Here is a 23449-nt window from a genome sequence, read left to right as displayed (position 1 = left end):
TTGATTGAGCCGGTCAGGCCTTGTCCCCTCCGGGCGCATGCGCCGCCGCGGCAAGCGCTTCAGACAGTACCGCCCGGTCGCCGATGTGATTGGCGAGGATCAGGATCAGCCGGGCGTTGAGGGCATCGCTTTCCGCCTTGGAAAGGCCCTCGTGGGTGGCAAGCAGTTCGGCGTAGAAATCGTCCGCGCCGGCGATGTTCGCGCTGGTGTTCAGATGTGCCATGATCTTTCTCCTCAGGCGCGGCCGGTGGCGGTGTTGAGTGCGGCCCGAACGGCTTTTTCGTCGTATTCGACCCAGCGCGCGGTCACATGCTGGTCCGGGCGCATCAGGTAGACGGCGGATGCCGCTTCGCCGAGATAGCGATCCTTGAGCGCGCCGCTTGGATCGTCGCTGGTGGATAGCGACAGGCCTTCGACCGCGATGCCGCCTTCTTCCAGCGACGCCGGAACGTCCGCGTTGATGGCCAGAAGCTGGAACCGGTCGCCCAGGCGGTCGAGCAGCCAGCCGCCGGAGACCGGTGCATCCACGGCCGGAGAGCCGGGCCGGGTGCGCGCGGGCAAACCTTCCGCATCCGGACCGTTGAGCGGCGAGCCGTCATAGGTGCAGGGCACCGACAGGCGGCCGGAGTTCACGAAGGGACGGGCGAATTCATAGGTTTCCGACAGATCCAGAACCGCATCGCGGAACTGGCGGCTGACGTCCGACTTCGGCGTGATGAAGTCGGTCGAGCGCGACGAGTTCAGGATGTTCTCGTCAGCACCGTGGACCCGCTCCCAGTCATAGGTGTCGAGCAGGCTTTCCGGCGCCTTGCCGTCCATGACCAGCTTCAGCTTCCAGATCAGGTTGTCGGTGTCCTGCAGGCCGGAGTTGGCCCCGCGGGCGCCGAAGGGGGAGACCTGGTGCGCCGCATCGCCGGCAAAGATCACCCGGCCGTGGCGGAACTTTTCCATGCGCCGGCACTGGAAGGTGTAGATCGACACCCATTCCAGGTCGAATTCCACGTCGGGGCCGAGCATGGCCTTCAGGCGCGGAATGACGTTTTCCGGCTTTTTTTCTTCTTCCTTGTCGATGTCCCAGCCGAGCTGCAGGTCGATGCGCCAGACGTCGTCCGGCTGCTTGTGCAGCAGTGCGGACTGGTTGCGGTTGAAGGGCGGATCGAACCAGAACCAGCGTTCGGTCGGGAAGTCCGCCTTCATCACCACGTCGGCAATCAGGAAGTTGTCCTCGAACACCCGGCCGACGAAGTCGAGGCCCATCATGGCGCGGGTCGGCGAACCGGCGCCGTCGCAGGCGATCAGCCAGTCGGTCTCGAGCTGGTACGGTCCGTCCGGGGTATCGATGGTGAGCGCGACGTAGTCGTCCCTGGGCGTGACGCTGACGACCTTGTTGCCGCCGCGGATCTGGACCGGCTTGCCCTCTGCTTCCAGTTCCCTAAGGCGCTCGTAGAGATAAAGCTCGAAATAATACTGCTGCAGGTTGATGAAGGCCGGGCGGCGGTGGCCCTCTTCGGGCAGCAGGTTGAAGCCGTAGACCTGGCGCTCGTCGAAGAAGACCTTGCCGGTGTTCCAGACGACGCCCTTGTCGACCATGGGATCGCCGCAGCCGAGGCGGTCGAGGATTTCCAGCGGGCGCTTGGCAAAGCAGATGGCGCGCGAGCCCCAGCTCACCTTGTCGTTGTCGTCGAGGACGAGAACCGGCACGTCCTGCTGGGCCAGGTCGATCGCGGCCCCCAGGCCGATCGGACCGGCACCGATGACAATGACCGGATGACGGACAGGCTGGCTCGTGTCCTGGTCGGCGGACCGCTGATAGGGATAGAGCGGCGTTTCGAAGATTTTTGACATATGGCCTCCCGTGGCCTCCCTGTGTTCCGGGTAATTAGTTACGTTCGTAACTAATTTGATGCAAGCGTTTTCTGATCCGGAATACTGCGTAATTTTGTCGGTAACTGCTCCTGGCCACAGGTGTGGCCTATCGGCCAAGGACAGACGAGGAGCCAAAATTCAACGGATCCGGTCGAACCAAACCGATCCTCAAACGTTAATCAATCGGAGACAACTGCAAGAGGACATCATCATGACCTTCTTCAATCGTCGCACGCTTTTGACCTCAGGCCGCCGGTGGACGTTTCGTATCCTGGCCGGCAGCCTGTCTGTTCTGACCCTTGCCGTCATGCTGTTCGGCCCCGTCACCGTGATGGACGACAACCACAGCCTGATCGGCATCAGTGTCGTGGCCATCGAGTTCCTGGTTCTGGCCGTCGGTCTCGGCTGGCTTGCCATGCTGACGATCGCGCCGCGCGGTCAGGCGCGGCGCTGATCAGCTTCAGCCCTGCAGGTCGGCCCACATGTCGGCATCGCGCTGCGCGGTCCAGATGCGCGGCGTGTCGATGCCCAGTGCTTCGTCATAGGCGCGTGCCACATTGAACGGCAGGCAGTGCTCATAGATCGCGTAATCGGCGAACTTGGGATCGCATTCCGCACGGCAGGCGTCCCAGGCTTCCTTGAGCGAGCCGCCGCCCTGGGCGATACGCGCCACCGGACGATAGGTGGAGCTGACGAAGTCGGCGGTGGCGGTCAGCGCCTTGTTGACCATGTCCTTGCCGACGAGGGCGTCGCCGCGGCCCGGTGCGATTGCTTCAACGTCGAAGGAGCGGATCGCTTCCAGCGTTCCCGGCCAGTCGTTGAAGTGGCCGTCGCCGCAGTAGCAGGCGGAGTGGTACTCGACGATGTCGCCGGTGAACATGACGTTCGCATCCGGCACGTGGATGACGATGTCACCCGCCGTATGTGCCCGGCCGAGGAAGCGCAGGTCGACGCGGCGCTTGCCGAGATAGACGGTCATGCGGTCGTTGAAGGTGGTGGTCGGCCAGGTGAGCGGCGGCACCTTGGCAATGTCGTCATAGCCCATGAACAGACGCGGGAAGCGCATGAATTCAGACTCGCGGTCTTCCGCGCCGCGTTCGACCACCATGGAGCGGGCCTTCTGGCTCATGATGATGGTCGGCGCCTGGTAGGCGGCAGCCCCCAGCACGCGCACGGCATGGTAATGGGTCAGCACCAGGTGGCTGATCGGCTTGTCGGTGACGGAGCGTACCTTCTCGATCACCTTGTTGGCGAGTTCAGGGGTTGCCTGCGCCTCGACGATCATGACGCTGTCGTCGCCGATGATGACGCCCGTGTTCGGATCGCCCTCGGCGGTGAACGCCCACAGGTCCTTGCCGATCTCGGTGAAGGAGATCTTCTTTTCCGCCATGTCGCCCTGGGATGCGAATTTCTTGCTCATCTCGGTACTTTCTATCTGTCTGCTGTGTCGTCAGTTCCGGAATTCGATTGCTCGATGAAGATCTTGAGCGTCCGCCCCTCGTCCTGGAGCAACATAAAGCGGATGCTTATGCCGTAGCGAACCAGCTCCCGATACTCTCCAATGACCTCCAAGCGGGTCACGTTTTCCAAGCCATCGATGTCAATTTGATCAGGCAGCCTTTCGCTCGTATCCATTTTCGCCACCCCCTTTGAAGAACGCAGACCACTCAGATTAGTCAGACCGGTCTGCGGGGAAAGGTTTTTAGGTAGGTCGTCTTTTTCAACCGCCTATTTGATAGCTCCGAAGATGGAATGACCGGCTCAAACCTTACTTGTTCCGGGCGTACGGGTCTTCCAGTGCCGGCAGAAGCTTGCCGGCGCAATCGCCGAAGCCGATGCGGTAGCCGTCGCCTTCGGCCGCGCCCGACAGGGTCAGCGTGTCGCCATCCTCGATAAAGGTCCGGGTCGAGCCGTCCGGCAGTTCAATCGGCTCCTTGCCGCCCCAGCTCAGCTCCAGAAGCGAGCCGCGCTCCGGCTTGGTCGGACCGGAAATGGTGCCGGAGCCGAGCAGATCGCCAACATTCATCGGCGAACCGGCGGTGGTGTGATGCGCCAGCTGCTGGGCCGCGGAATAGTACATTTCCTTGTAGTTCGTCCGCGAAAGCACGTAAGCCTCTTTCGCCCCTTCCGGCTGGATGGAGACCGACAGCGGAATGTCGTAGAGCATCGGGCCCGGCTCGGCGAGATAGGGCAGAAGCTCCTTTTCGCGCGGCGGCGTGGAGGTGCGGAACGGCTCGAGTGCTGCCTTGGTGATGATCCAGGGGCTGATGGTGTTGGCCGTCGCCTTGGCCTGGAACGGACCGAGTGGCTGGTATTCCCAGGCCTGGATGTCGCGCGCGGACCAGTCGTTCAGGAGCACATAGCCGAAGATCATGTCGTCGGCTTCCTGGACGGTGACCGGGCCTTCGGAACGCTGACCGACGATGGCGCCCATTTCCAGTTCGATGTCGAACCGGCGCGAGGGCATGAAGGCAGGCATATCCTTGTCCGGCGACTTCAGCTGGCCCCAGGGGCGGCGGATGTCGGTGCCGGAGACGACGACTGAGGACGCGCGGCCGTTATAGCCGATCGGAATATGCAGCCAGTTCGGCGGCAGCGCATTTTCCGGGCCGCGGAACATGGTGCCGACGTTGAAGGCATGGTTCCTGCCGGCATAGAAGTCGGTGTATTCGGCAACCTTGAACGGCAGGTAAAGCGTGGCATCGGCCATCGCCACCAGGAACGGTTCCACTTCCGGCTGCCTGGCCGAGCCTTCGGCCAGAAGCGCGGTCAGCTCCGCACGGAAGGTGGCCCAGACCGACTGGCCCAGCGCCATGAAGTCGTTCCAGTAAGGAACGTTCAGCACCCTGGCGTCTCCGCCCGGCTTGATAAGACCGGCTGCTTCCATGCCGGCCACGTCGACGATCCGGTCGCCGAGCGCTACACCGCAGCGGGGGGCCTCGTCACCGGTGGTGAAAACGCCGTAAGGCAGGTTGTTCAGCGGAAATTCGGTCTCCGCGGAATTGGCGCTGGCGACCCAGCTGCGCATCAGGGGCATGTGTGACCTCTCAAATTCATTTCGTCTTCTGCGGTGCGAACCGGCCCGAACCGGATCAGGCCGGCCCGTCTTAAATCAACGGACCGGCATGGTGAACCACAGGCATGCGTTCTTATTTGTCCCAGGTGCCTTCCGGGGTGCCGTCGAACTTCTTCTCGATGCCGTCCCAGCAGTCGACATAATCGTCCTGCAACGGGGCTTCCTTGCCGGCAAACGCCGTCAGGTGCTGCGGGAAGCGGGTCTCGAACATGAACGACATGGTGTTGTCGAGCTTTTCCGCCTTGAGATCGGCGTTGGACGCGCCTTCGAAGGCGTTGTTGTCCGGCCCGTGGGGCAGCATCATGTTGTGCAGGCTCATGCCGCCGGGGATGAAGCCCTTCGGCTTGGCATCGTACTGGCCGTAGATGTTGCCCATCAGCTCCGACATGATGTTCTTGTGGTACCACGGCGGACGGAAGGTGTTTTCCGCCACCATCCAGCGCTCACGAAAGAGCACGAAGTCGATGTTCGCCGTACCGGGCACGCCGGAAGGCGCGGTCAGCACCGTGAAGATCGACGGATCCGGATGGTCGAACAGGATCGAGCCGACCGGGCAATAGGTCCTGAGGTCGTATTTCACCGGTGCGTAGTTGCCGTGCCAGGCGACCACGTCGAGCGGCGAATGGCCGATCTTGCAGGTGTGGAACTGACCGCACCACTTGATGGTCAGGGTCGAGGGGACCTCGCGGTCCTCGTAAGCGGCGACGGGCGTCTTGAAGTCGCGCCGGTTGGCCATGCAGTTGGCGCCGATCGGACCGCGTCCGGGCAGCTCGAATTTCTGGCCGTAGTTTTCACAGACGAAACCGCGCGCTGGCCCTTCCAGCAGCTCGACCCGGTAGACGAGGCCGCGCGGAATGATGGCAATTTCCTTCGGCTCCAGGTCGATGATGCCGAGTTCGGTCGAAAACCGCAGCTTGCCTTCCTGGGGCACGATCAGGAGTTCGGAATCGGCGGAGTAGAAATATTCGTCCACCATGGATTGCGTGACGAGATAGATGTGGCTTGCCATGCCGACCTGGGTGTTGACGTCACCGGCGGTGGTCATGGTGCGCATGCCGGTCAGCCAGGTGAGCTTCTCATCCGTGTGTGGCACCGGATCCCAGCGGTACTGGCCGAGCGACACCACGTCGTCGACGACATTGGGCGCCGACTTCCAGTAGGGCAGATCGATCTTCGTGTAGCGGCTGGAATGCTTCACCGACGGGCGGATGCGGTAACACCAGGTCCGCTCGTTCTGATGGGACGGCGCGGTGAAGGCGGTGCCGGACAGCTGCTCGCCATAAAGGCCGTAGGCACATTTCTGCGGGCTGTTCATGCCCTGGGGCAGAGCACCGGGCAGCGCCTCGGTCTCGAAGTCATTGCCGAAGCCCGGCATGTACTGCAACTCGTTCTGGCCGTGCTGCGCAGCACCTTTTCCGACGATGTCGCTGTCGATCTGGTCCATGTCGATATCCTCCCTGAAAGGGGCCCCGAATGGGGCTGACATAATTTAGTTTCACTTGTAACCATTTTGATTTCGAGGGTCAAGGGAGAATGCGAGCGGTCTCCATTGGCACCCGATCACAAAGCCGCCCGGAGGCCGTTTCGCATGAGCGCCGCAACCTCCCGCATCTTGTCTTCCCCGGACTCATCTGCTATTAGAACAAAACAGGAACATTAATGGAGATCCTCATGTTGGCCGATCCCGTCACCGAAGAGGTTTTTGCAACCGGATACGCGGCACACAACGCCGGAAAGCCGGAAACCGGGCCGGCAGAGGTCCGCATTGTCGACGTCACGGCAACAGACGTGGAAACCATGCTGGCCTATCTTCAAAAGACCCTGTCCAAGGCGGAACAGATCCGCGAGCGCACGACCGCAGGCAGCTATCTGGACAAGGTGCTGGCAAAGACCATGGAAAGCATCGCGGTGGAAATGGCGCAGCTTCGCTATCTCCTGGCCCACCCGGACTATCCCGTGCCGCCGGGACTCGCGGGTCTTTTCGTATCCGGATCCACTGCCTCAGCCGGACGCATGCAGCCGGCGATGTGACCCCCCGCAGGGTTAACCAACAGTTAAATTTCCGGAGCTTAATCGTCAGGTTTTCCACCAGAAGCCCGCAACCTTTGATAGCCTAATTCTAGGGCAAGCAGTTATTAACTGCAGAAATCGGGGTAGAAACATGTTTACGTCAGCGGTCGGGGTCCCGCTTTTGACGGGTTATGCCATCGGGGCAACCGTCTTTTTTCTTTTAAGCCTTTACGAACTTGGCAGACATCACCGTCTCAGGCCTGCGGTCGTCCTGGCAACACTTGGCTGTGCCGGTATCTGGCCATTGGCCCTTGTACTTGTCCTGCTGATCAAGCCGAGGCGAATGGCAGGCTAAGCGGCGGCCTCGTCGCCCGGCGCCGTCTGCCAGCCGAGGTCCGTCAACGTGACGATGCGGTTGCCTCTGAGATCGGTCGCGCAAAGGATAAAGCCGCGCTCTTCCATGTGGCTCAAAAGCCAGCGTGCCCGGCCCGGAGAGCGGGTGCCGTAGGCGGTCGCGATCTCGATGTTCCCGGGGCACGGCGCCTTGGCGTTGGCCGCCTTGGCGAGCAGCAGGTAGACCCCGCGCATGTCTTCAGGCAATTCGGCTGCGACCAGTTCCGCCTGGGCCCAGGCGCTGTCGTCCACCTCGCCTTTATCGACGCCGGCTCGTGCGACCGAGAGCTTTTCGCGGAACACCTGCAGATCGGGAATGCCGCCCGGCAGCTTGGCGATCCGGCAGCGGACCTGGAAATCCTGGTAAAGGGTCGCGATCGGCTGGAAGGCGGCATCCGGTTCGGACAGGATCTCGCCGATGATCTCGGCAATCCCCTCCTCCCGCGCACCGTAATCAAGAAGATTCGCCGCCGGTTCCGCCTCCCCTGCCCTGTCGGCGCTCGTCAGTTGATCGAGCACATCGGAGGTCGTGGCGACCGGTTCCGGCTGGCGCACGCGTACCGGCACCGCCTCGCCGGGAGACGGGGTGAAGATCAGGTCCTTGGCATCTTCCGGCGGCTGATCGGGCAGCGGCATCAGCTTCGGGCTACCACCTCGGCCGGCGGTTTCCACCGGACCGATCTTCACCGGAATGGGCCGGCGCGACAGGGCCGGACCGAGGGCAACGAAGTGGCCGCGGTCGAGATTGCGGAAGGTCTCCGCCTGGCGCCGCTCCATGCCGAGCAGATCGGCGGCACGGGCCATATCGATATCGAGAAAAGTCCGTCCCATCAGGAAGTTGGAGGCTTCCGCGGCCACGTTCTTGGCGAGCTTTGCAAGACGCTGGGTGGCGATGACCCCGGCGAGCCCGCGCTTTCGGCCGCGGCACATGAGGTTGGTCATGGCGCCGAGCGAGCGGCGGCGGGCTTCCTCGGAGACTTCGCCGGCAGCGGCGGGCGCGAACAGCTGCGCCTCGTCGACCACCACCAGCATCGGATACCAGAGGTCCCGGTCCGCATCGAACAGCCCGTCCAGGAAGGTGGCGGCGGCCTTCATCTGGCGATCGGCATCGAGCCCTTCCAGATTGAGGATGACCGACACCCGGTGCGCCCGCACCCGGCCGGCGATCATCTGCAGGTCTTTTTCGGTTCCGACCGCATCGACGACCACATGACCGTATTTGTCGGCCAGCGAGACGAAATCGCCTTCCGGGTCGATGATGGCCTGCTGCACCCAGCCGGCGGACTGTTCCAGGAGCCGTCGCAGCAGATGCGACTTGCCCGAGCCGGAATTGCCCTGAACCAGCAGGCGCGTTGCCAGCAATTCCTCAAGATCCATTCCGGCCTGCTGGCCGTTGGTCATTTCCCCGATATCGATGCTAACTGTCATACGTCTTCCTGGCGTCGAGCCGCTTCTCCGGCCTGACGGCGCTCAAATCGCTGGAACTCCGGAACCTGTTTTTCAGACACTGACCGAAATCAGCATGATTCCCGGCGCCGTGCAAAACCGTGGGGGCGTCCTGACGCCGATTTCCCCAATCCTCACGAACAAGTCAACAGCTTCATGTCCCTTTCGGGCTTTTCCTCCTTTTCCGGCAGTCCTATCTCAAACCGATAACAGGGTGAGGGAGAGAACCATGCAGGTCCATGCCGATCTGAAAAAGCGCGCCGCCGTCGACAGCAACTCACTGGATTGGATACCCTCGCCCATGGCGGGCGTCGAGCGCCGCATGCTGGAGCGCGACGGGGAGGAAGTCGCACGGGCGACATCGCTGGTGCGCTATGCGCCGGGGTCGTCCTTTTCCGCCCATAAGCATGATCTGGGCGAGGAATTCCTGGTACTCGACGGGGTCTTTTCCGACGAAACCGGCGATTTCGCCAAGGGCATGTATGTGCGCAATCCTCCCGGCTCCAGCCACGTGCCCTCCAGTGCGCCCGGCGCCACGATCCTCGTCAAGCTCCGCCAGATGGATCCGGCGGACCGCAGATTCGTGCGCATCGACACAAATGACGGGTCCGCCTGGCAAGCAGGCCGCCAGGGCGAGAAACTGTTGCCGCTTTTTTCCGATGCCCATGAAGACGTCGTAATGCTGGACTGGGAGAAAGGGGCTGCCTTCGACACCGTTCCCCTTCCCGGCGGCGCGGAGTATTTCGTCCTTTCTGGAAGCTTTTCCGATGAAAACGGGACCTATGGGGAGGGCAGCTGGCTGCGGCTACCGGCCGGTTCCACGCAGACGATCACCAGCAAAACCGGCGCCCGCGTCTATCGAAAGACGGGCCATCTGGCGTAACGGCCGCCCCTTCCCGCATGATATCCGTATCTTGCCGGACTTGTCCGCCTGCGTCATATTCAATGATATGAATCTTTGAATTCGAAGAATGCGGCCAGGGCAATCGTCCATGAAGGCTGCAAAGGGAGGACTTCATGCGATACGGATTTTTCGGACTTCTTGCTCTTGGGATGACCCTGACAATACCGGCGGTGGCCGCCGACGGCGACCTGAAGATCGCGGGCGACGAGACCGTGATCACCATCGAAACCGATGACGGCGCCGTCGACATCACCCGCCAGAAAACGGAGGCGGCCCTGATCGGGGGCGTGTTGCAGCCGATGGTTCCGGTTCCAGGCGTCACCCCGGTCGGCGAACTTGAAGTCCTCGACGCACTGAAGACCAAAAGCGCCAAGGTGGTCGATATGCGCACGCTGGAATGGCGTACCAAGTCCACCATTCCCGGCAGCATCCACATCCCTTACACGGAAGTCGCCATGCGGCTGAACGAACTGGGCTGCACGGGCGGCCAGGGGTCCTGGGACTGCGCCAATGCCGACAACATGATCGCCTTCTGCAACGGTCCGGCCTGTCCGCAGAGCCCGACCGCGATCAAGGCCATGGCCCGTGAAGGCTATCCGGTGGAAAAGATCTTCTACTATCGCGGCGGCATGCAGGACTGGGCCGTCCTGGGGCTCACCGTGGCGGAAGACATGTTCTGAGCCTCTGTTTCGAATGATGAAGCCGTAGCATCCGCGTACCGGCCGGCGCCTGCAAGAGCGCGGGCCGGTAACGGAAGGTCGGTCAGTTCCGGCCGTGCAGTGGCCGTTCAGGTTCCAAGTTCATCTCAACGGTTACGGAAGCCGCCAGCCGATTTGCCGAACGCACCTCCGCTCAGTCGCTTGCCGCCGGTGGCAAAATGCCCGCACTTATCGGGACCGCACACCACCGCGCCAACGGCTTTGCCACCGTTCGGACCTTTGCCGCCGATGACGGCGACACCGTTGCCGTTGGGGCCTTTCACGCCTCCCGCGCCGACTGCCCCGCCGTTGGGACCCTTGCCGCCTGCAACGCCATAGGCGCCCTTCGGACCGCTGTGTCCGGCATGAAAGCTATTCCACTGCTTGTACCAGGACCGGCCGGCATAATGGGTGTTCCAATAGACCTGACTGTAGGCGACAACCGCCACTCCGGCAGCCGGTGCAACCCAGGGGCTCACCACCGTGTAGCCGCCGTTATAGGCAATGGTGATATAGCTGGCCGAGACCCAGCCGCGGTCCGCGCCCCAGCTGACATCGCACCAGGTCGTGCCCGCATTGCAGCCGTGAAGCGTAACGCCCGCATTGGCCGGCAGTGTCGTGACGATGGGATAGGACGCGGCCGGGCCTGCCCTCATGTTCAGGTCCGTGACCGTTTCAGCGATCGTTGACGCGTTTGCCGACGACAGACCGAACAATCCGACCAACGGCAGTGCGGTGACCGCGGCGGCTACTATCGTCCGCATTTTCGAGAAGACAGGTTTCATGATTTCTCTCCTTCCGTCTGTTTGACCGTGACGCGTCCCGAACAAAAGAAGCGCACCACAGTGGCATAGGAGAAATCAGCACCGACGACCTGTGACGGACGGCACAGCAAAGGAAGGGCGGAGACAGCCCTTAATGTCCCGGATTTCGAAACTTGAACCGCGGCCTTTCTAGAAGCTGTCCAGTGACGGAAACTCCGGTAGCTCTTCCAGGCCACCATTGCCCGTGTCCGGCTTCGGCCCTTGCGCCGATGTTTCGGGTTGGTTCAACTGCTTCCGCTGCAGCAGGAGTTCCTCGAACTCAAAGTCGGGGATGATGTCACCGATGCAGGTGTCGGCATATTTTCGGCCAGGATAGACATCCAGGATGGTCACACGAACCTGCCCGTAGGTAGCCGGTCCAGGCAGTATCAGGTAGTGGTCGGACGGGTTGTCGGGCAGAACCTCCTGGAAGCGCTCCCCGGTATCGGTGGCGATTTCCACCGTTCGGGGGCGGGAATTGTCGAGGTAGGCCGCTTCCGATTTTCCATATCCATTGCGAACGATCATCCGGCGGAACGGGCCGCCGCCCTGAATGGTAACGGTCACGCTCTCACCCGTGCCGTCGCCGCGAACGCCCTCGCACCAAGCCGTCGCCGGATCGCCGTCGAAAAGGTTGTCCGGTGTGTAGCTGTTCCGGCCCTGCCCGCGAAGCGCGGAGGTCACGCAGTAGCGCATTCCGTCGACGAATTGGGTCGCGCCAAGCGTGGCGCAGACCTCCGCCGCGGATACAATGCCGGTTCCCAACATGACCGACAGGCTGAATGTTGCAGAGACCAGAATTCCTGCGAGTTTCCGTTTCATACCAAATCATTCCCCGCCTGCTGTCACTTCTTGGCCGGATAGACATCCAGCCAGAACTTCTTGTTATCGAACTCGTAGGTCGTGAAACCTTTATGCCGGATTGTCTTGGTCAGCCGATCCCGATCGGTCTCCTTGCACTCAACGAAGCGGTTGCCGTCGCGTTTGCAGTAGTAGTTGATCAGTTCGGACCCGCTCAGAATGCTGAAACTGCCTTCGTAGTCGCAGATGAAATTCCCCTTGATGTAGATGGTGCTCTGACCACCGCCCAAAGGGGTATAACCCGCCGCCGTATGCGTCGGCTTCACGGACGGATCGAGGCACGGATGAGGTCCTGCGACCGGCTGGTAGCGCCCGGGCATGGCACCGCTGTTCTTTGGCTGGCCCGTCTTCCCCTTTCCGGCAGCCTTGAGGAATGCCTCCGCCATCTCGATGCGCGCACTGACCTCATGCAGGGCAGCGGTCGCAACGTCGCGCGCGCGTTGGCACTCGGTTTCCTTGCGCACCCTCGTAAACAGCTCATGCGCCCGCTTGAAGGACCGTAACGCCTCCTGATCCCTGTTGGCCTTCAAGAGCTGGTTGCCGCGTTTATAGAGGTCGTAGCCCTCGTCATAGCTTTTGCGCAGGCGTTCCTCCCAGGACCGGGCCTCCTCGTACCGTTTACGGATGGCCGCATAGTTCGGATCCTGTTTACTGACCTGTGCCAACGCTTCTTTGGCTGCAGTAAAATCACAGGCCTTGATGGCGTCAGCCACCTTCCGCACGGCATCACCCGCCCGCGTCTTGTCCAGATTGGAGTTTACCAGAGCGATGCCTTCATCAAGCGTCGAATGCGTCTTCGGGCAGGCCGTCTTCGCCCTGGCTTGCTCCAGCAGTTGCCGTGCCTGCAGAAGCTTCGGGCGGGCGCCGGTGACATCGCCCCGATTGAAGGCGGCCCGCGCTTCCCGCGACAGGCTACGCGCCTGTTCGAACAGGGCGCGCACCTCGTCCTCCCGCCGGTCGGCCCTGTCATAGGCCGCCTGCATTTCCTGTTGCAGGACGCTGCCTTGAGGCAACCGGGCGATCAGAGCGCGCGCGTCCTTGCCCTGGCAATCGGCAATCGCCTTCAGGATCTCGGATTTCAGCGATACGACCTTCGGAAGGCAGCTGCCGTTCTGGCAGGTCCCGTAGTCGCAGGGCTTGTCCGTTCCCGGACAGCAAGGCTGGCCGTAGTCGCCGCAATCGAGACAGATGCTGCCGCCCCCGCGCAGGGAACTGGCGACGCCATAGTAGCAAAAGGGGCCGGTCTCATAGGCACACGCCGGCTCACCGATGTGACCGCAGTCGCGGCCACTATCGCTGACACAGACGGACCCGCCGCGGGCGAGCGGTGCGGGATCGGTCGACAGGGACGTGCAGACCGGCCGCTGGTTCGCGTCAAGACAGGCCGGCTGACCAACCTGTCCGCAGGCAACGCACATTCCCCGGTCGTTACATACACCGGTCAGGCAACGGTCTTCGGAAAGACAGCGTCCTCCGATCTCACCCTGGTCGATCGACTGGGCCGATACTGGCAACAAGCCTGCCAATAGGACCAAAACGCTCAAAAAAACCCGGTAATGCATGACACCCCTCACTGCGCAATGCCAAGAGGGTATCGATGGTTTCACAGATGCGAAATGACCTGGGTCAAAGGCTTTTTGGTGCCCCGCGCCTGCTATTCCGCCGCCTGCAGGGCCGGTGCGCCTGCGCGCAGATACCGGCTCGGAACGATGCCGGTCATGCGTTTGAACATGGTGGTGAAGGCGGCCGTGCTGTCGTAGCCGAGATCGAGGGCGACGCTGGTCACCTGCTCTCCGCCGGCAAGACGCGGCAGGGCGGCGAAGATGCAGGCCTGCTGGCGCCACGCGGACAGGCTGACGCCGGTCTCTGCCCGGAAAAAACGGGTGAACGAGCGCCGGCTCATGGCGAGCGTGCCGGCCCAGTCATCGATGGTGGCTCCGACTGCCGGGTCGGCCAGAAAGATGCGACAAAGATTTGCCAACCGCGGATCGGCCGGAAACGGCAGGCCGAGCGGGCGTTCCGGCAGATTGGGGATCTCTTCCAGGATCAGGGCCATGATCAGGCCGGCCCGGCTTGCGGCCTCGTAGCTCTGCGGGAGCCGGACCGCCTCCAGCATCAGGCTGCGCATCAGGTCCGTCAGGCCGACGACACGGGTTTCCCGCGGCAACTCCGAGACAGCACCAGGGGTCACATAGATCGAGCGCATGCTGACCTGGCCGCTCGCCGTAACGGAATGCTCCAGCTCGGCCGGCACCCAGAGCGCATGGTCGGGCGGCACCATCCAGCTGCCCGTTGCGGTCGAAACCGTCACGACACCTGCAAGCGCATAGATCAACTGGGCCCGGCTGTGCCGGTGCGGCCGCACCACGTAGCCATCCGGATATTCGCTCGCCTTGGCGATGACCGGACCGCGTGCGCGCTCAAGACTTTCGATGATCCGGTCATGGGTTTCACCAGGCGCGGCCGGTTTCGCATCGGCCGCGCCCGACGCGTTGCCCTGCCCAGCGGCAGCCTGATGTCCGGGGATATCTCGTGCCATCCATGACCCTGTACGTTTGGCCCACTTGAAGAATAAATGGACCATAGCACGAAAGCAGGCCGAAACGATCCTGTTATTCTCACAGGCAAGACCAGCCTCTCAGGGCATCGGGTACCAATTGAGATGAACATGACCAACGCCACCACGACTGCAGGCCAATCATCTGCCCCCTCGACGACCTTTGCGATCATCGCGGCACTCAGCTTCTGCCACATGCTGAACGACATGATGCAATCGCTGCTGGCGGGGATCTATCCGATCCTCAAGGAGGACTATGCGCTCGATTTCGGCCAGATCGGCTTGATGACGCTCACGTTCCAGGTCACTGCGTCGCTTCTGCAGCCGCTGGTCGGCATCTATACGGACAAGCACCCGCAACCCCATTCGCTGAGCGTCGGAATGGGTTCGACTTTTGCCGGGCTGATCCTGCTCGCCAATACCCAGCGGTTCGAGTGGATGCTGGTATCCTGCGCGCTGATCGGCCTGGGTTCGGCGGTGTTTCACCCGGAATCCTCGCGCATTGCCCGCCTGGCCTCCGGCGGGCGACACGGCCTTGCCCAGTCGCTGTTTCAGGTCGGCGGCAATTTCGGCACGGCGCTCGGGCCGTTGCTCGCCGCCTTCATCGTCCTGCCCCACGGCCAGAAAAGCGTTGCCTGGTTCTCCGCGGCCGCCCTTCTCGCCATGCTGGTGCTGTGGCAGGTCGGCTCCTGGTACTCGGGCAAGAGAAAAGCCACGGCCCGTCATGCGATCGCCCATGCCGGGCCCGGTCTGCCGCGGTCGCGGGTCGTGCTGGCGATTGCCGTTCTCGGAATGCTGGTCTTTTCCAAGTACATCTACATGGCCAGCCTGACCAATTACTACACCTTCTACCTGATGCACAAATTCGACGTCAGCATCCGGGACTCCCAGTTGCTTCTGTTCCTTTTCCTGGGCGCGGTTGCGGCCGGTACGGTGATCGGCGGGCCGGTCGGAGACCGGATCGGACGCAAGGTGGTGATCTGGATTTCGATCCTCGGCGTGTTGCCGTTCACACTGATCCTGCCCTACGCCAACCTGTTCTGGACGGGAGTGCTGAGCGTGATCATCGGCCTGGTGCTGGCCTCGGCCTTCTCGGCGATCATCGTCTTCGCCCAGGAGTTGGTGCCCGGCAAGGTCGGACTGATCGCAGGCCTGTTCTTCGGTTTCGCCTTCGGGATTGCAGGCCTGGGCGCGGCCGTTCTGGGCGCAGTCGCTGACGTGAAGGGGATCGACTACGTCTATCGCCTGTGCGCCTTCCTGCCGGCCTTCGGCATCCTGACGGTGTTTCTGCCGAAGGTTGAGAGGACGTAAGGCCGTCAGGCATCTCCCAGCATAACACGTTGCAGGAGAACCTTGGAGGCCTCCTGCTTCTCAGCTGCTCTCATCAGGGTTTTTCATCAAATGACTCGGAGAAGAACGTTGCGATCTCTGATACGAGTTTCCGGTGGATGGCGACCCGGTCGACGCCGGACGGATCGGTACAGAGTAACGGCATCGTGTTGCCGAGTTCGGTCGAACAGGGTGCCAGGAAAACGAAATGCCCCGCCCCCGGAAGGATCTCCAACTCGGGGGAAAGCGACAGAGCCTTTGCCAGCGCTATGGCGTTGTCCTCCGGCGACAACTCCCGATCGTTTTCTCCGACATAGATGCGGAAAGGGCCCCGCAGGTCTTTCAGGTTCTCCTCGGGAAAAACAACGCTTAAGGGCGCCATAAGAACAAAGGCGCGGATGCGCGGATCGGCTGCAGGTTTCAGATCCGGGCGGTCGTTTCGTATCCTGCCCCCGGCTTCGCAAACGTGATGGTCGTCCGGACGGCTGGCGCAATAGGTCTCAAGCCGCTTCAAATCCGGCTTGGCGCCCGCAAGAAGAAGACCTGTCTCCCCGCCGGCGGAGAAGCCGATGAAGCCGATCCGCGTGCTGTCTGCATGGGCGGACAGGAGCGTGTCCCGCAAAACGGCGGTCAGGGCGGCTGAAATCTGCAAGGGGCGGCCCAGGGTCGTGCTGGTGGCGCCAAGGCCGCTCGGATCCCGGAAATTGTCCCCCGGGTGGGTAAGGCTGACGACAATATAGCCCCGGCGGGCCAAAGCCGTCGCCAGATCATGATGCCCCAGCATGCTGCCGAGATTGCCATGGGAGAGCAGGATCAACGGATAGCGGCCTGCAGCGATTTCCGCGTCGCGCGCCGCCTCGACATGATACGGGCCGGCATCCACCACGCCTTCAGCCGGGCTCGGATAAAAAGCGAGCGCGTCCATCATCCGGCCGCTTACCGGATCGGACACCTCGAATTTGCGGACACCGGCACCGCCCGGAGCCCGGGCCAAAGCGATCTGCGCCGCGCAGATCGAAACGATAAGCGCGCAAACCAGTTTCAATCCCGGCGGCATCCGTCTTCCCTTACATAAGGATCGCGTGAAAAAGCAAAACCTTGGCCGACATGGCAGTGCATCGGAAGGCCGGCGGCGGCCTTGCGCCGCCGTCCAATGCTCTTACAAAGAGGCCATATAGACCGGCAGTTCGCGCAGGTCCGGCACGACGATCATCTTCTTCACCTTGCCCGCCTTGAAGGCGCTCAGGAAGCGCGAATAATTCTTGAAGGCGACGCAGCCATGGGACCCGTTGGTGCCGCGGACCAGGGACGTATGGGCGAGCATACCGTCGCGACCGTGCATGGCACTGCGGTCGGTCGGCAGCATGCGCACCGCCTCCACCCCGTGATAACGGCGTTCCCGCATGACGAGATTGTAGACATTCGGCGGCGTCGGGCCCCGGTTTTTCCGATGAGCGTAATCGGGATTGTCCTTCATTTGGCCCAGACCGGAATGGGCTTCCAGCTTCTGACCGTCGGGCATGTAAACCGTGGCAGACTTGATGTCATAGACGGCGATACCGCTGCCGCGTCCGGGAAGACCGCCCTTGGCGTCGCCGCCGCTGAACACCTTTGACAAGCCGCCGAAAAGGCTGCCCCGACCACTGTCGTCGGTGGTGGCCGGATCTTCCGGCGCCGCGTAGGCCAGCTGGGTATAGCTTTTACGCTTCTTGTCGGTCTCGGCCTTTTTGGTTCGAGCCCACTCGGGGACTTCCGGGCGCTTGGCCGGCACCGGCGGCGCTTCGGATAAGGTATCCGCAACCGCGACTTCGGTCTCCGCGATCACCTCGCCGGTTTCCGTATCATCCGTCTCGGTCTCCAGCGCCGCGACCGTGATGGTTTCGTCAACTCCGGAACCGGCTTCGTTGCCGGTTTCCCGGGCAGCGATCAGCCTGCGCCGCAGCAGGCCCTTAGCCAGTTCGGCCACAAGAGCGACCTTCGCCGCCGCCTCGTCCTCTTCCTGCTGGCGCCTGGCCATAACCAGCGCGAGCGTCTCTTCGGACGAATAGGCACGCGGGCGAGCCGGCTCGGAGGTCAACTCCTGCCCGGTCGTTGTCAGGCGATCGACGGGTCCCACCACAGCGCTGGCATGCGCCGGCGGAATGCTGCCGGTAATGATGTTGTCCGGCTTGTCCTCAGGCAGAGGAGGAACAAAGGCCTGGGTTTCCGGGTCCGCAAAGATCCGTGACAGGGTCTCTTCAATCGGCCCAACGGAAGATTGCGAGAGGGTGACGGACAGAACGAGAGCGGAAAGAGCGATGGTCCCGCCCAGAATTGCCACGCGCGATTTGCGGACACCAGACTTCGCCGCTGCCGGCCCCTGAGGTTCGGAAGGCTGTTTACTACGATACATATGCGCCCAAACGTTGCTTTACCCGCGGATTACGAACCGCGTGTTCGACAAATCGACACTTAAAGGCAGCAACCCTGCCCCTGCCTGTCGAGGTCCCCAGCAATCTCCGACTATGAAGAAACTTGGTAACCAAGACGTTTACGAAAACGATCGCAATCGAAGATTACGAAATCACCATGTTTGACCGAAGAACACCAAAAAACGGCCATTTTCGGGCATTCCGCCAAAGCACCCTTTTTCAGACAGAGGCTGCCGACAGGGAACGACCTATCCGGACATAGGTAATCGCCGGCCCGGATCCAGAGCTCTAAGCATTCATCCGGACCTGCCGAATGTCGTGCCGCGGCAGGCTGGGGTGTGGACGTCGAAGGCAGTGAATTGCCTAAGCAAAATCGCTTTTGTAGGTGTCTCGCAGAACGTTCTTCTGGATCTTGCCCATGGTGTTGCGCGGCAGCGCCTCCACGACGTGGACTTCCTTGGGCTGCTTGAAGCGGGCGAGCTTGTCGGCCAGCGCAGCGGTGATGCCTTTGGCGTCGAGACTGGCGCCCGGACGGGCGGCAACGACCGCGACCACGCCTTCTCCGAAATCGGGATGAGGCACCCCGATAACCGCACTTTCGGCGACGCCCGGGATTTCGTCCAGCAGAGCCTCGACCTCGGCCGGGTAGACGTTGAAGCCGCCGGAGATGATCAGATCCTTCGAGCGGCCAACGATGGAGACGTAGCCACGCTCATCGATCCGGCCCATGTCGCCCGTGACGAAATAGCCGTCGGTGCGGAATTCCTCCGCCGTCTTTTCCGGCATGCGCCAGTAGCCCTGGAACACATTCGGGCCCTTGACCTCGATCACGCCGACCTCGCCCTGGGGCAGTTCCCTGCCCGTCGTCGGATCGGCGATCCGGAGACCGACGCCCGGCAGCGGGAAGCCGACGGTGCCGGCCCGGCGCTCGCCGTCATAAGGGTTGGAGGTGTTCATGTTGGTTTCGGTCATGCCGTAGCGTTCCAGGATCGCGAGGCCCGTGCGCTCGCTGAACTCCTTGTGCACTTCGGCCGACAGCGGCGCGGACCCGGAAATGAAGAGCCGCATGTGGGACACCAGCTCCCGGGTGAACGCCTGCGATCCAAGCAGTCGGATGTAAAAGGTCGGCACACCCATCATCGAGGTTGCCTTCGGCAGAAGATTCAGGACCGTATCCAGGTCGAACTTCGGCAGGAACAGCATGGAGCCGCCGGCAAGAAGCAGGGTGTTGGTGGCAACAAACAGCCCGTGGGTATGGAAGATCGGCAAGGCGTGCAGCAGGACATCGTCGCCGGTGAACTGCCAGTAATTCACCAGTGTCCGGGCGTTGGACGCCAGGTTCTCGTGGGACAGCATCGCCCCCTTGGAGCGGCCGGTGGTGCCGGATGTGTACAGGATCGCCGCCAGATCGCTGTCCTCGCGCGGCACATCCTGAAACTGTTCGGAAGCGCCATCGGCAAGCCGTCGCAGGGAGCCTTCGCCGGCCGCGTCGAGTGTCTGCAGGCTGGCGCCGACTTTCTTCGCCGTCGCAGCAAGGGCGTCGGCCTTCGACGGATCGCAGACGAGGACGGCCGGTTCCGCGTCGGTGACGAAATAGTCGATCTCGGACGGCGTATAGGCGGTGTTCAGCGGCAGGAAGACACCGCCCGCGCGAACCGTCGCCAGATAAAGCATCAAGGCTTCCGGCGTCTTTTCCACCTGCACCGCGACCCGGTCGCCCGGCGCGACACCGATATCGGTCAACGCATTGGCATATCGGGCCGACAGGGTCAGTACATCCCCATAGGTGATCTGTCGCCCGTCATGGGTTTCCAGAAAAACCTTGCCGGTGTCCGGCATGTTGGCGCGGATTTCGGAAAAGAGATGGTTCATGGGCTTAACTCACCGGCGTCAAGGATTTGTTTTGGGGAATGGCCCTGATCAGTTTCTGGACCTGGGAGCTGGAGGCGACCGCCCCGGTTTCGGCATAAGATTCGTGATTCCGCTCTATATATCTCAGATCATAGAGGTAATTCACCATGAAGCCGTGGGCCTGGGCGAGACCGTTGGGGGAAACGTCCCCCAGCCAGTTGACCTTTTCCAGACGCGCGCCGTTGCCGATATGGAACCGGGCGACCGGATCGAGCGGCCGGCCCTTCCGGTCCTTCTCGCGGGTCAGGTAGTGCGCGCAAAGGCCTGCCAGGGCCGGCTCCAGGCGTTTGCAGGTGTCCTGGTTGAGATGCCAGTCGCCCGTCTGCAATTCCTCGTACAGGTCGTCGCCCAGGGCCGTCCGGGCCGGCCCGGCCTCGTCCTTCAGATCCCGGGCAAGCCAGCGGGCGAAACCCGGCACCGGCGACAGGGTGACGAAGGTCTTCAGGCCGGGAAGCTCCCGGCGCAACTCCTCGACCACCTGCTTGATCAGGAAGTTGCCGAAGGAAATGCCGCGCAGGCCTTTCTGGCAGTTGGAGATCGAATAGAAAACCGCGGTGGCCGCCTCTTCCGCTCGGATCTCGGCCCGTTCTTCGGCCAGGATCGGCGCGATCGCACCAGGAATGTCCCGGGTAAGCGCGACCTCGACGAAGATCAGAAGATCATCGACCAGGGCGGGATGGAAGAAGGCGTAAAGCCTCCGATCCTCCAGGCCGATGCGCCGGCGCAAATCGTCCCAGCCGGTGATTTCGTGCACCGCTTCGTATTCGATGATCTTTTCCAGGATGGAGGCCGGGGTCGACCAGTCGATCCTGCGCATCACCAGGAACCCCCTGTTGAACCAGGAGGAAAACAGGTGCTCGAAATCCCGGTCTACTTCCCGAAGTTCCGGGTGGTCCGCCAAGTGGTCCAGGAGATCGGCACGCATATCGACCAGGGAACGGGTGCCGCCGGGCGCCAGGTTCAGACGCCGGATCAATTCCTGCCGGCGCGGTTCGGAAACCGCGTGCAGCTGCCTCAGAACGGCAGGGTCATCCGGCGTTTTCTGGATCTTCGCGGCCGTCTTCCGAACGAGGTCCAGGTCTGGACTGAAGCGCTCCAGGAGCGCCTGGAAAAACGCCAGTTTGGCCTCGTTTCCAAGTGCGGCGTAAGTCGTCAGCACTTCCTGTGCGATGGCGACCCCGGAAGCTTCGCCGCGCCCCGATAGCAGTTGCTCGCACAACTCGACGACCGGAATGCCGGAATTCCGGTTCCTGCGGACGTCGAGAAGAGCCCGCCCCTGCTCGGTGATGGATGACAGCAGTTCTCCGAAAAAGCTCGTGTTCATAAAGCCTTGCCCAGCATGAGTTCCGGAAGCCATGTGGCAATACCGGGGACCAGACAGAGGATCACGATCCCGGCCGCCATACACAGCACGTAAGGAATCGACCCGCGCAGGATTTCGGCCAGCGTGATGTTCGGAGCGATCCCGTTAATCACATATAGGTTCAAACCCACCGGAGGCGTAATCAGACCTATTTCCATGTTGATCGTGAGTATCACGGCGAACCAGTAGGGATCAAAGCCTGCCTGAAGTATGATCGGCAGCAGGATCGGCGCAGTCATCAGAATGACGGCGACCGGTGGCAGGAAGAAGCCCGCGACCAGAAGAAACAGGTTGATGATCGCCATCAGGACCCAGCGATTGACGTCGAGATCCGCGATCCAGTTGGCGATCGACTGGGTGACGAACATGGACGACAGGGTGTAGGAAAACAGTTCCGACGCACCGATGATCATCATGATCATCACGCTTTCCTTCAAGGTGTCGCGGAACATGCGCGTCACCTTGGAAAAATCCCACATCCGGTAGATCACCACCACGAGCACGATGCAGAACAGCGCGCCGACGCCGGCCGCCTCGGACGGCGTGGCCACCCCGCCGTAAAGCACGTAGAGGATGGCCACGATGATCGTCAGGAAGGGCAGCACCCGCGGCAATGCCGCGAACCGTTCCTTCATGGTGAAGCGTTCCGTGAGTTCCGACAGGCCCACGCCCCGGCGTTTGCAGTCGTATATCGTCCAGGCCATGAACAGCACGGTCAGCATGAACCCAGGCAGGAGTCCCGCGATGAACAGGCGACCGATGGAGGTTTCCGTGGCAATGCCGTAGACGATCATGGTGATCGACGGCGGGATCAGGATCCCCAGCGTTCCGCCAGCGGCGATGGACCCGGCGGCAATCTCGTTCGGATAGCCGCGCTTGGTCATTTCCGGAATGCCCATCTTGCCGATGGCCGCGCAGGTCGCCGGCGACGATCCGGACAAAGCGGCAAAGATCGAACAGGCCCCCAGATTGGACAGGACCAGGCCGCCCGGGACCCGGTTCAACCAGCGGTCGAGGGCCTCATAAAGATCCTTGCCGGCCGGCGAAGACGCGACCGCCGCCCCCATCAGGATGAACATGGGGATGGAAACGAGACCGAAGGACGCCAGCCCGCCGAAGAACGTTTCCCCTAAAATGGTCAGGCTGCCGGGCCCGTCAACGATCAGGAGCGCCATCACGGAGACGAAGCCAAGAGCGAAGGCAATCGGCGTTCCGATGCCGAGGAGGGCCAAAAGGGCAATCAGCACCAGCAGGCCGGAAACAAGCGGGCTCATTCGTGCGCTCCCCAGATCTTGGCCAGTTCGGCAATGTATTGCAGCGTCATCAGCCCGATGCCCACCGGCAACGGCAGAAGCGGGATCCAGAGCGGCAGCGCCCAGACGGTATCCGTCGTCCAGTCGTAGCTCCAGGCTTCCTCGAAATAGGTCCATCCGGACCAGGCAAGCATGGCCGCGAACGCCAGGCCGACCAGGCCGGCGAGCGACTGCATGAACTCCCTCCAGGGACGCTTCAGGGCCATTTGCAGAAGGTCGACATTCACATGCCCCTTTTCCATCAGGACATAGGGGCTTGCGAGAAAGGTCATGGCGACCAGGGAATAAATGACGAATTCCGTCTGCCAGACGGTCGAGGCATTCAGAAAATACCGGATCACCACCATCTGGGTCACAACCAGAATGGCTGCGGCCAGGAGCAGAAGCGAGATGACGGCGGCCCCACGCGAAAGGGCGGAAACCCAGCGGATATAGGCGGTCATACGAGACATCCGAGGTCGCGGCAGCCGTTCCCGCACGCACGCCACCCGCACGCCGCAAGCTGCCA

General features: G+C 62.2%; 22 protein-coding genes. 5 read left to right on the top strand and 17 right to left on the bottom strand.

The features are described from left to right. Nucleotides 1-13: 13 nt before the first annotated feature. The gene (locus ACN0SO_RS16305; RefSeq protein WP_417679604.1) at nt 14-223 is read right to left on the bottom strand and encodes a DUF2783 domain-containing protein; all 210 of its coding nucleotides are present in this window, start codon (nt 221-223) and stop codon (nt 14-16) included. 11 nt (nt 224-234) lie between these two features. After that, a complete protein-coding gene (locus ACN0SO_RS16300) occupies nt 235-1845 on the bottom strand; it encodes an FAD-dependent oxidoreductase (RefSeq protein ID WP_417679602.1) in 1611 nt (536 codons plus the stop codon). Between the two features lie 232 nt (nt 1846-2077). Between ACN0SO_RS16300 and ACN0SO_RS16295 the strand changes: the two genes are divergently transcribed. Next, nucleotides 2078-2320, top strand: a complete 243-nt coding sequence (locus ACN0SO_RS16295) for a hypothetical protein (protein WP_417679600.1) — start codon at nt 2078-2080, stop codon at nt 2318-2320. Nucleotides 2321-2326: 6 nt separating this feature from the next. On the opposite strand, the gene ACN0SO_RS16290 is transcribed toward ACN0SO_RS16295, so the two are convergent. The 4 genes from ACN0SO_RS16290 to hmgA form a co-directional block, all read right to left on the bottom strand. Continuing rightward, nucleotides 2327-3286 (bottom strand): MBL fold metallo-hydrolase, encoded by a 960-nt coding sequence (locus ACN0SO_RS16290; RefSeq protein WP_417679598.1) that lies wholly within the window; start codon nt 3284-3286, stop codon nt 2327-2329. An 11-nt stretch (nt 3287-3297) separates the two neighbouring features. Beyond that, nucleotides 3298-3501 (bottom strand): hypothetical protein, encoded by a 204-nt coding sequence (locus ACN0SO_RS16285; protein ID WP_417679596.1) that lies wholly within the window; start codon nt 3499-3501, stop codon nt 3298-3300. 133 nt (nt 3502-3634) lie between these two features. Beyond that, nucleotides 3635-4903 (bottom strand): fumarylacetoacetase, encoded by a 1269-nt coding sequence (gene fahA, locus ACN0SO_RS16280; protein WP_417679594.1) that lies wholly within the window; start codon nt 4901-4903, stop codon nt 3635-3637. Between the two features lie 112 nt (nt 4904-5015). Next, on the bottom strand, nt 5016-6317 hold the full coding sequence (gene hmgA / locus ACN0SO_RS16275) for a homogentisate 1,2-dioxygenase (protein ID WP_417679791.1): 1302 nt from the start codon (nt 6315-6317) through the stop codon (nt 5016-5018). A 296-nt stretch (nt 6318-6613) separates the two neighbouring features. Between hmgA and ACN0SO_RS16270 the strand changes: the two genes are divergently transcribed. After that, nucleotides 6614-6973, top strand: coding sequence for a hypothetical protein (locus tag ACN0SO_RS16270; protein ID WP_417679592.1), 360 nt, complete (start codon nt 6614-6616; stop codon nt 6971-6973). Between the two features lie 330 nt (nt 6974-7303). Here the strand turns inward: ACN0SO_RS16270 and ACN0SO_RS16265 are convergent, their stop codons facing one another. Beyond that, on the bottom strand, nt 7304-8773 hold the full coding sequence (locus ACN0SO_RS16265) for a helicase HerA domain-containing protein (protein WP_417679590.1): 1470 nt from the start codon (nt 8771-8773) through the stop codon (nt 7304-7306). Between the two features lie 247 nt (nt 8774-9020). Here ACN0SO_RS16265 and ACN0SO_RS16260 point away from each other — a divergent pair, with 247 nt between their 5' ends. Together ACN0SO_RS16260 and ACN0SO_RS16255 are read left to right on the top strand one after the other, a co-directional pair. Next, nucleotides 9021-9674: a cupin domain-containing protein gene (locus tag ACN0SO_RS16260; RefSeq protein WP_417679588.1), complete on the top strand. Its 654-nt coding sequence runs from the start codon at nt 9021-9023 to the stop codon at nt 9672-9674. Nucleotides 9675-9808: 134 nt separating this feature from the next. Further along, a complete protein-coding gene (locus ACN0SO_RS16255; RefSeq protein WP_417679586.1) occupies nt 9809-10375 on the top strand; it encodes a rhodanese-like domain-containing protein in 567 nt (188 codons plus the stop codon). 125 nt (nt 10376-10500) lie between these two features. On the opposite strand, the gene ACN0SO_RS16250 is transcribed toward ACN0SO_RS16255, so the two are convergent. The 4 genes from ACN0SO_RS16250 to ACN0SO_RS16235 all read right to left on the bottom strand — a co-directional run bounded on the left by ACN0SO_RS16250 (nt 10501) and on the right by ACN0SO_RS16235 (nt 14596). Next, nucleotides 10501-11178, bottom strand: a complete 678-nt coding sequence (locus ACN0SO_RS16250) for an SH3 domain-containing protein (RefSeq protein ID WP_417679584.1) — start codon at nt 11176-11178, stop codon at nt 10501-10503. A gap of 168 nt (nt 11179-11346) precedes the next feature. Next, nucleotides 11347-12018, bottom strand: coding sequence for a discoidin domain-containing protein (locus tag ACN0SO_RS16245; protein ID WP_417679582.1), 672 nt, complete (start codon nt 12016-12018; stop codon nt 11347-11349). Between the two features lie 23 nt (nt 12019-12041). Then, nucleotides 12042-13571, bottom strand: coding sequence for a hypothetical protein (locus ACN0SO_RS16240; protein ID WP_417679580.1), 1530 nt, complete (start codon nt 13569-13571; stop codon nt 12042-12044). 140 nt (nt 13572-13711) lie between these two features. Then, entirely contained in the window at nt 13712-14596 is an 885-nt protein-coding gene (locus ACN0SO_RS16235) for an AraC family transcriptional regulator (RefSeq protein WP_417679578.1), read from the bottom strand. A gap of 129 nt (nt 14597-14725) precedes the next feature. Between ACN0SO_RS16235 and ACN0SO_RS16230 the strand changes: the two genes are divergently transcribed. Beyond that, nucleotides 14726-15925: an MFS transporter gene (locus ACN0SO_RS16230; RefSeq protein ID WP_417679576.1), complete on the top strand. Its 1200-nt coding sequence runs from the start codon at nt 14726-14728 to the stop codon at nt 15923-15925. Between the two features lie 73 nt (nt 15926-15998). Here the strand turns inward: ACN0SO_RS16230 and ACN0SO_RS16225 are convergent, their stop codons facing one another. The 6 genes from ACN0SO_RS16225 to ACN0SO_RS16200 all read right to left on the bottom strand — a co-directional run bounded on the left by ACN0SO_RS16225 (nt 15999) and on the right by ACN0SO_RS16200 (nt 23384). After that, a complete protein-coding gene (locus tag ACN0SO_RS16225; protein WP_417679574.1) occupies nt 15999-17000 on the bottom strand; it encodes an alpha/beta hydrolase family protein in 1002 nt (333 codons plus the stop codon). Between the two features lie 102 nt (nt 17001-17102). Then, entirely contained in the window at nt 17103-18263 is a 1161-nt protein-coding gene (locus ACN0SO_RS16220) for a DUF2778 domain-containing protein (RefSeq protein ID WP_417679572.1), read from the bottom strand. Nucleotides 18264-18717: 454 nt separating this feature from the next. Continuing rightward, nucleotides 18718-20226 carry a malonate--CoA ligase gene (locus ACN0SO_RS16215; RefSeq protein WP_417679570.1) on the bottom strand — a complete coding sequence of 503 codons (1509 nt, stop codon included), beginning with the start codon at nt 20224-20226 and terminating at the stop codon, nt 18718-18720. Nucleotides 20227-20230: 4 nt separating this feature from the next. After that, nucleotides 20231-21589: a malonyl-CoA decarboxylase gene (locus tag ACN0SO_RS16210; protein WP_417679568.1), complete on the bottom strand. Its 1359-nt coding sequence runs from the start codon at nt 21587-21589 to the stop codon at nt 20231-20233. After that, nucleotides 21586-22902 carry a TRAP transporter large permease gene (locus tag ACN0SO_RS16205; protein ID WP_417679566.1) on the bottom strand — a complete coding sequence of 439 codons (1317 nt, stop codon included), beginning with the start codon at nt 22900-22902 and terminating at the stop codon, nt 21586-21588. Before ACN0SO_RS16205 ends, ACN0SO_RS16210 begins: the two co-directional genes overlap by 4 nt. Next, complete coding sequence (locus ACN0SO_RS16200) at nt 22899-23384, bottom strand: TRAP transporter small permease subunit (protein WP_417679564.1); 486 nt, start codon at nt 23382-23384, stop codon at nt 22899-22901. The genes ACN0SO_RS16205 and ACN0SO_RS16200 overlap by 4 nt, the downstream gene beginning before the upstream one ends. Nucleotides 23385-23449 lie beyond the last annotated feature (65 nt).

Source organism: Roseibium sp., assembly GCF_048260565.1.
Lineage (GTDB): Bacteria > Pseudomonadota > Alphaproteobacteria > Rhizobiales > Stappiaceae > Roseibium.
Note: the sequence above shows the minus strand (reverse complement) of the source record. Positions and strands in the feature narration are given on the sequence as shown.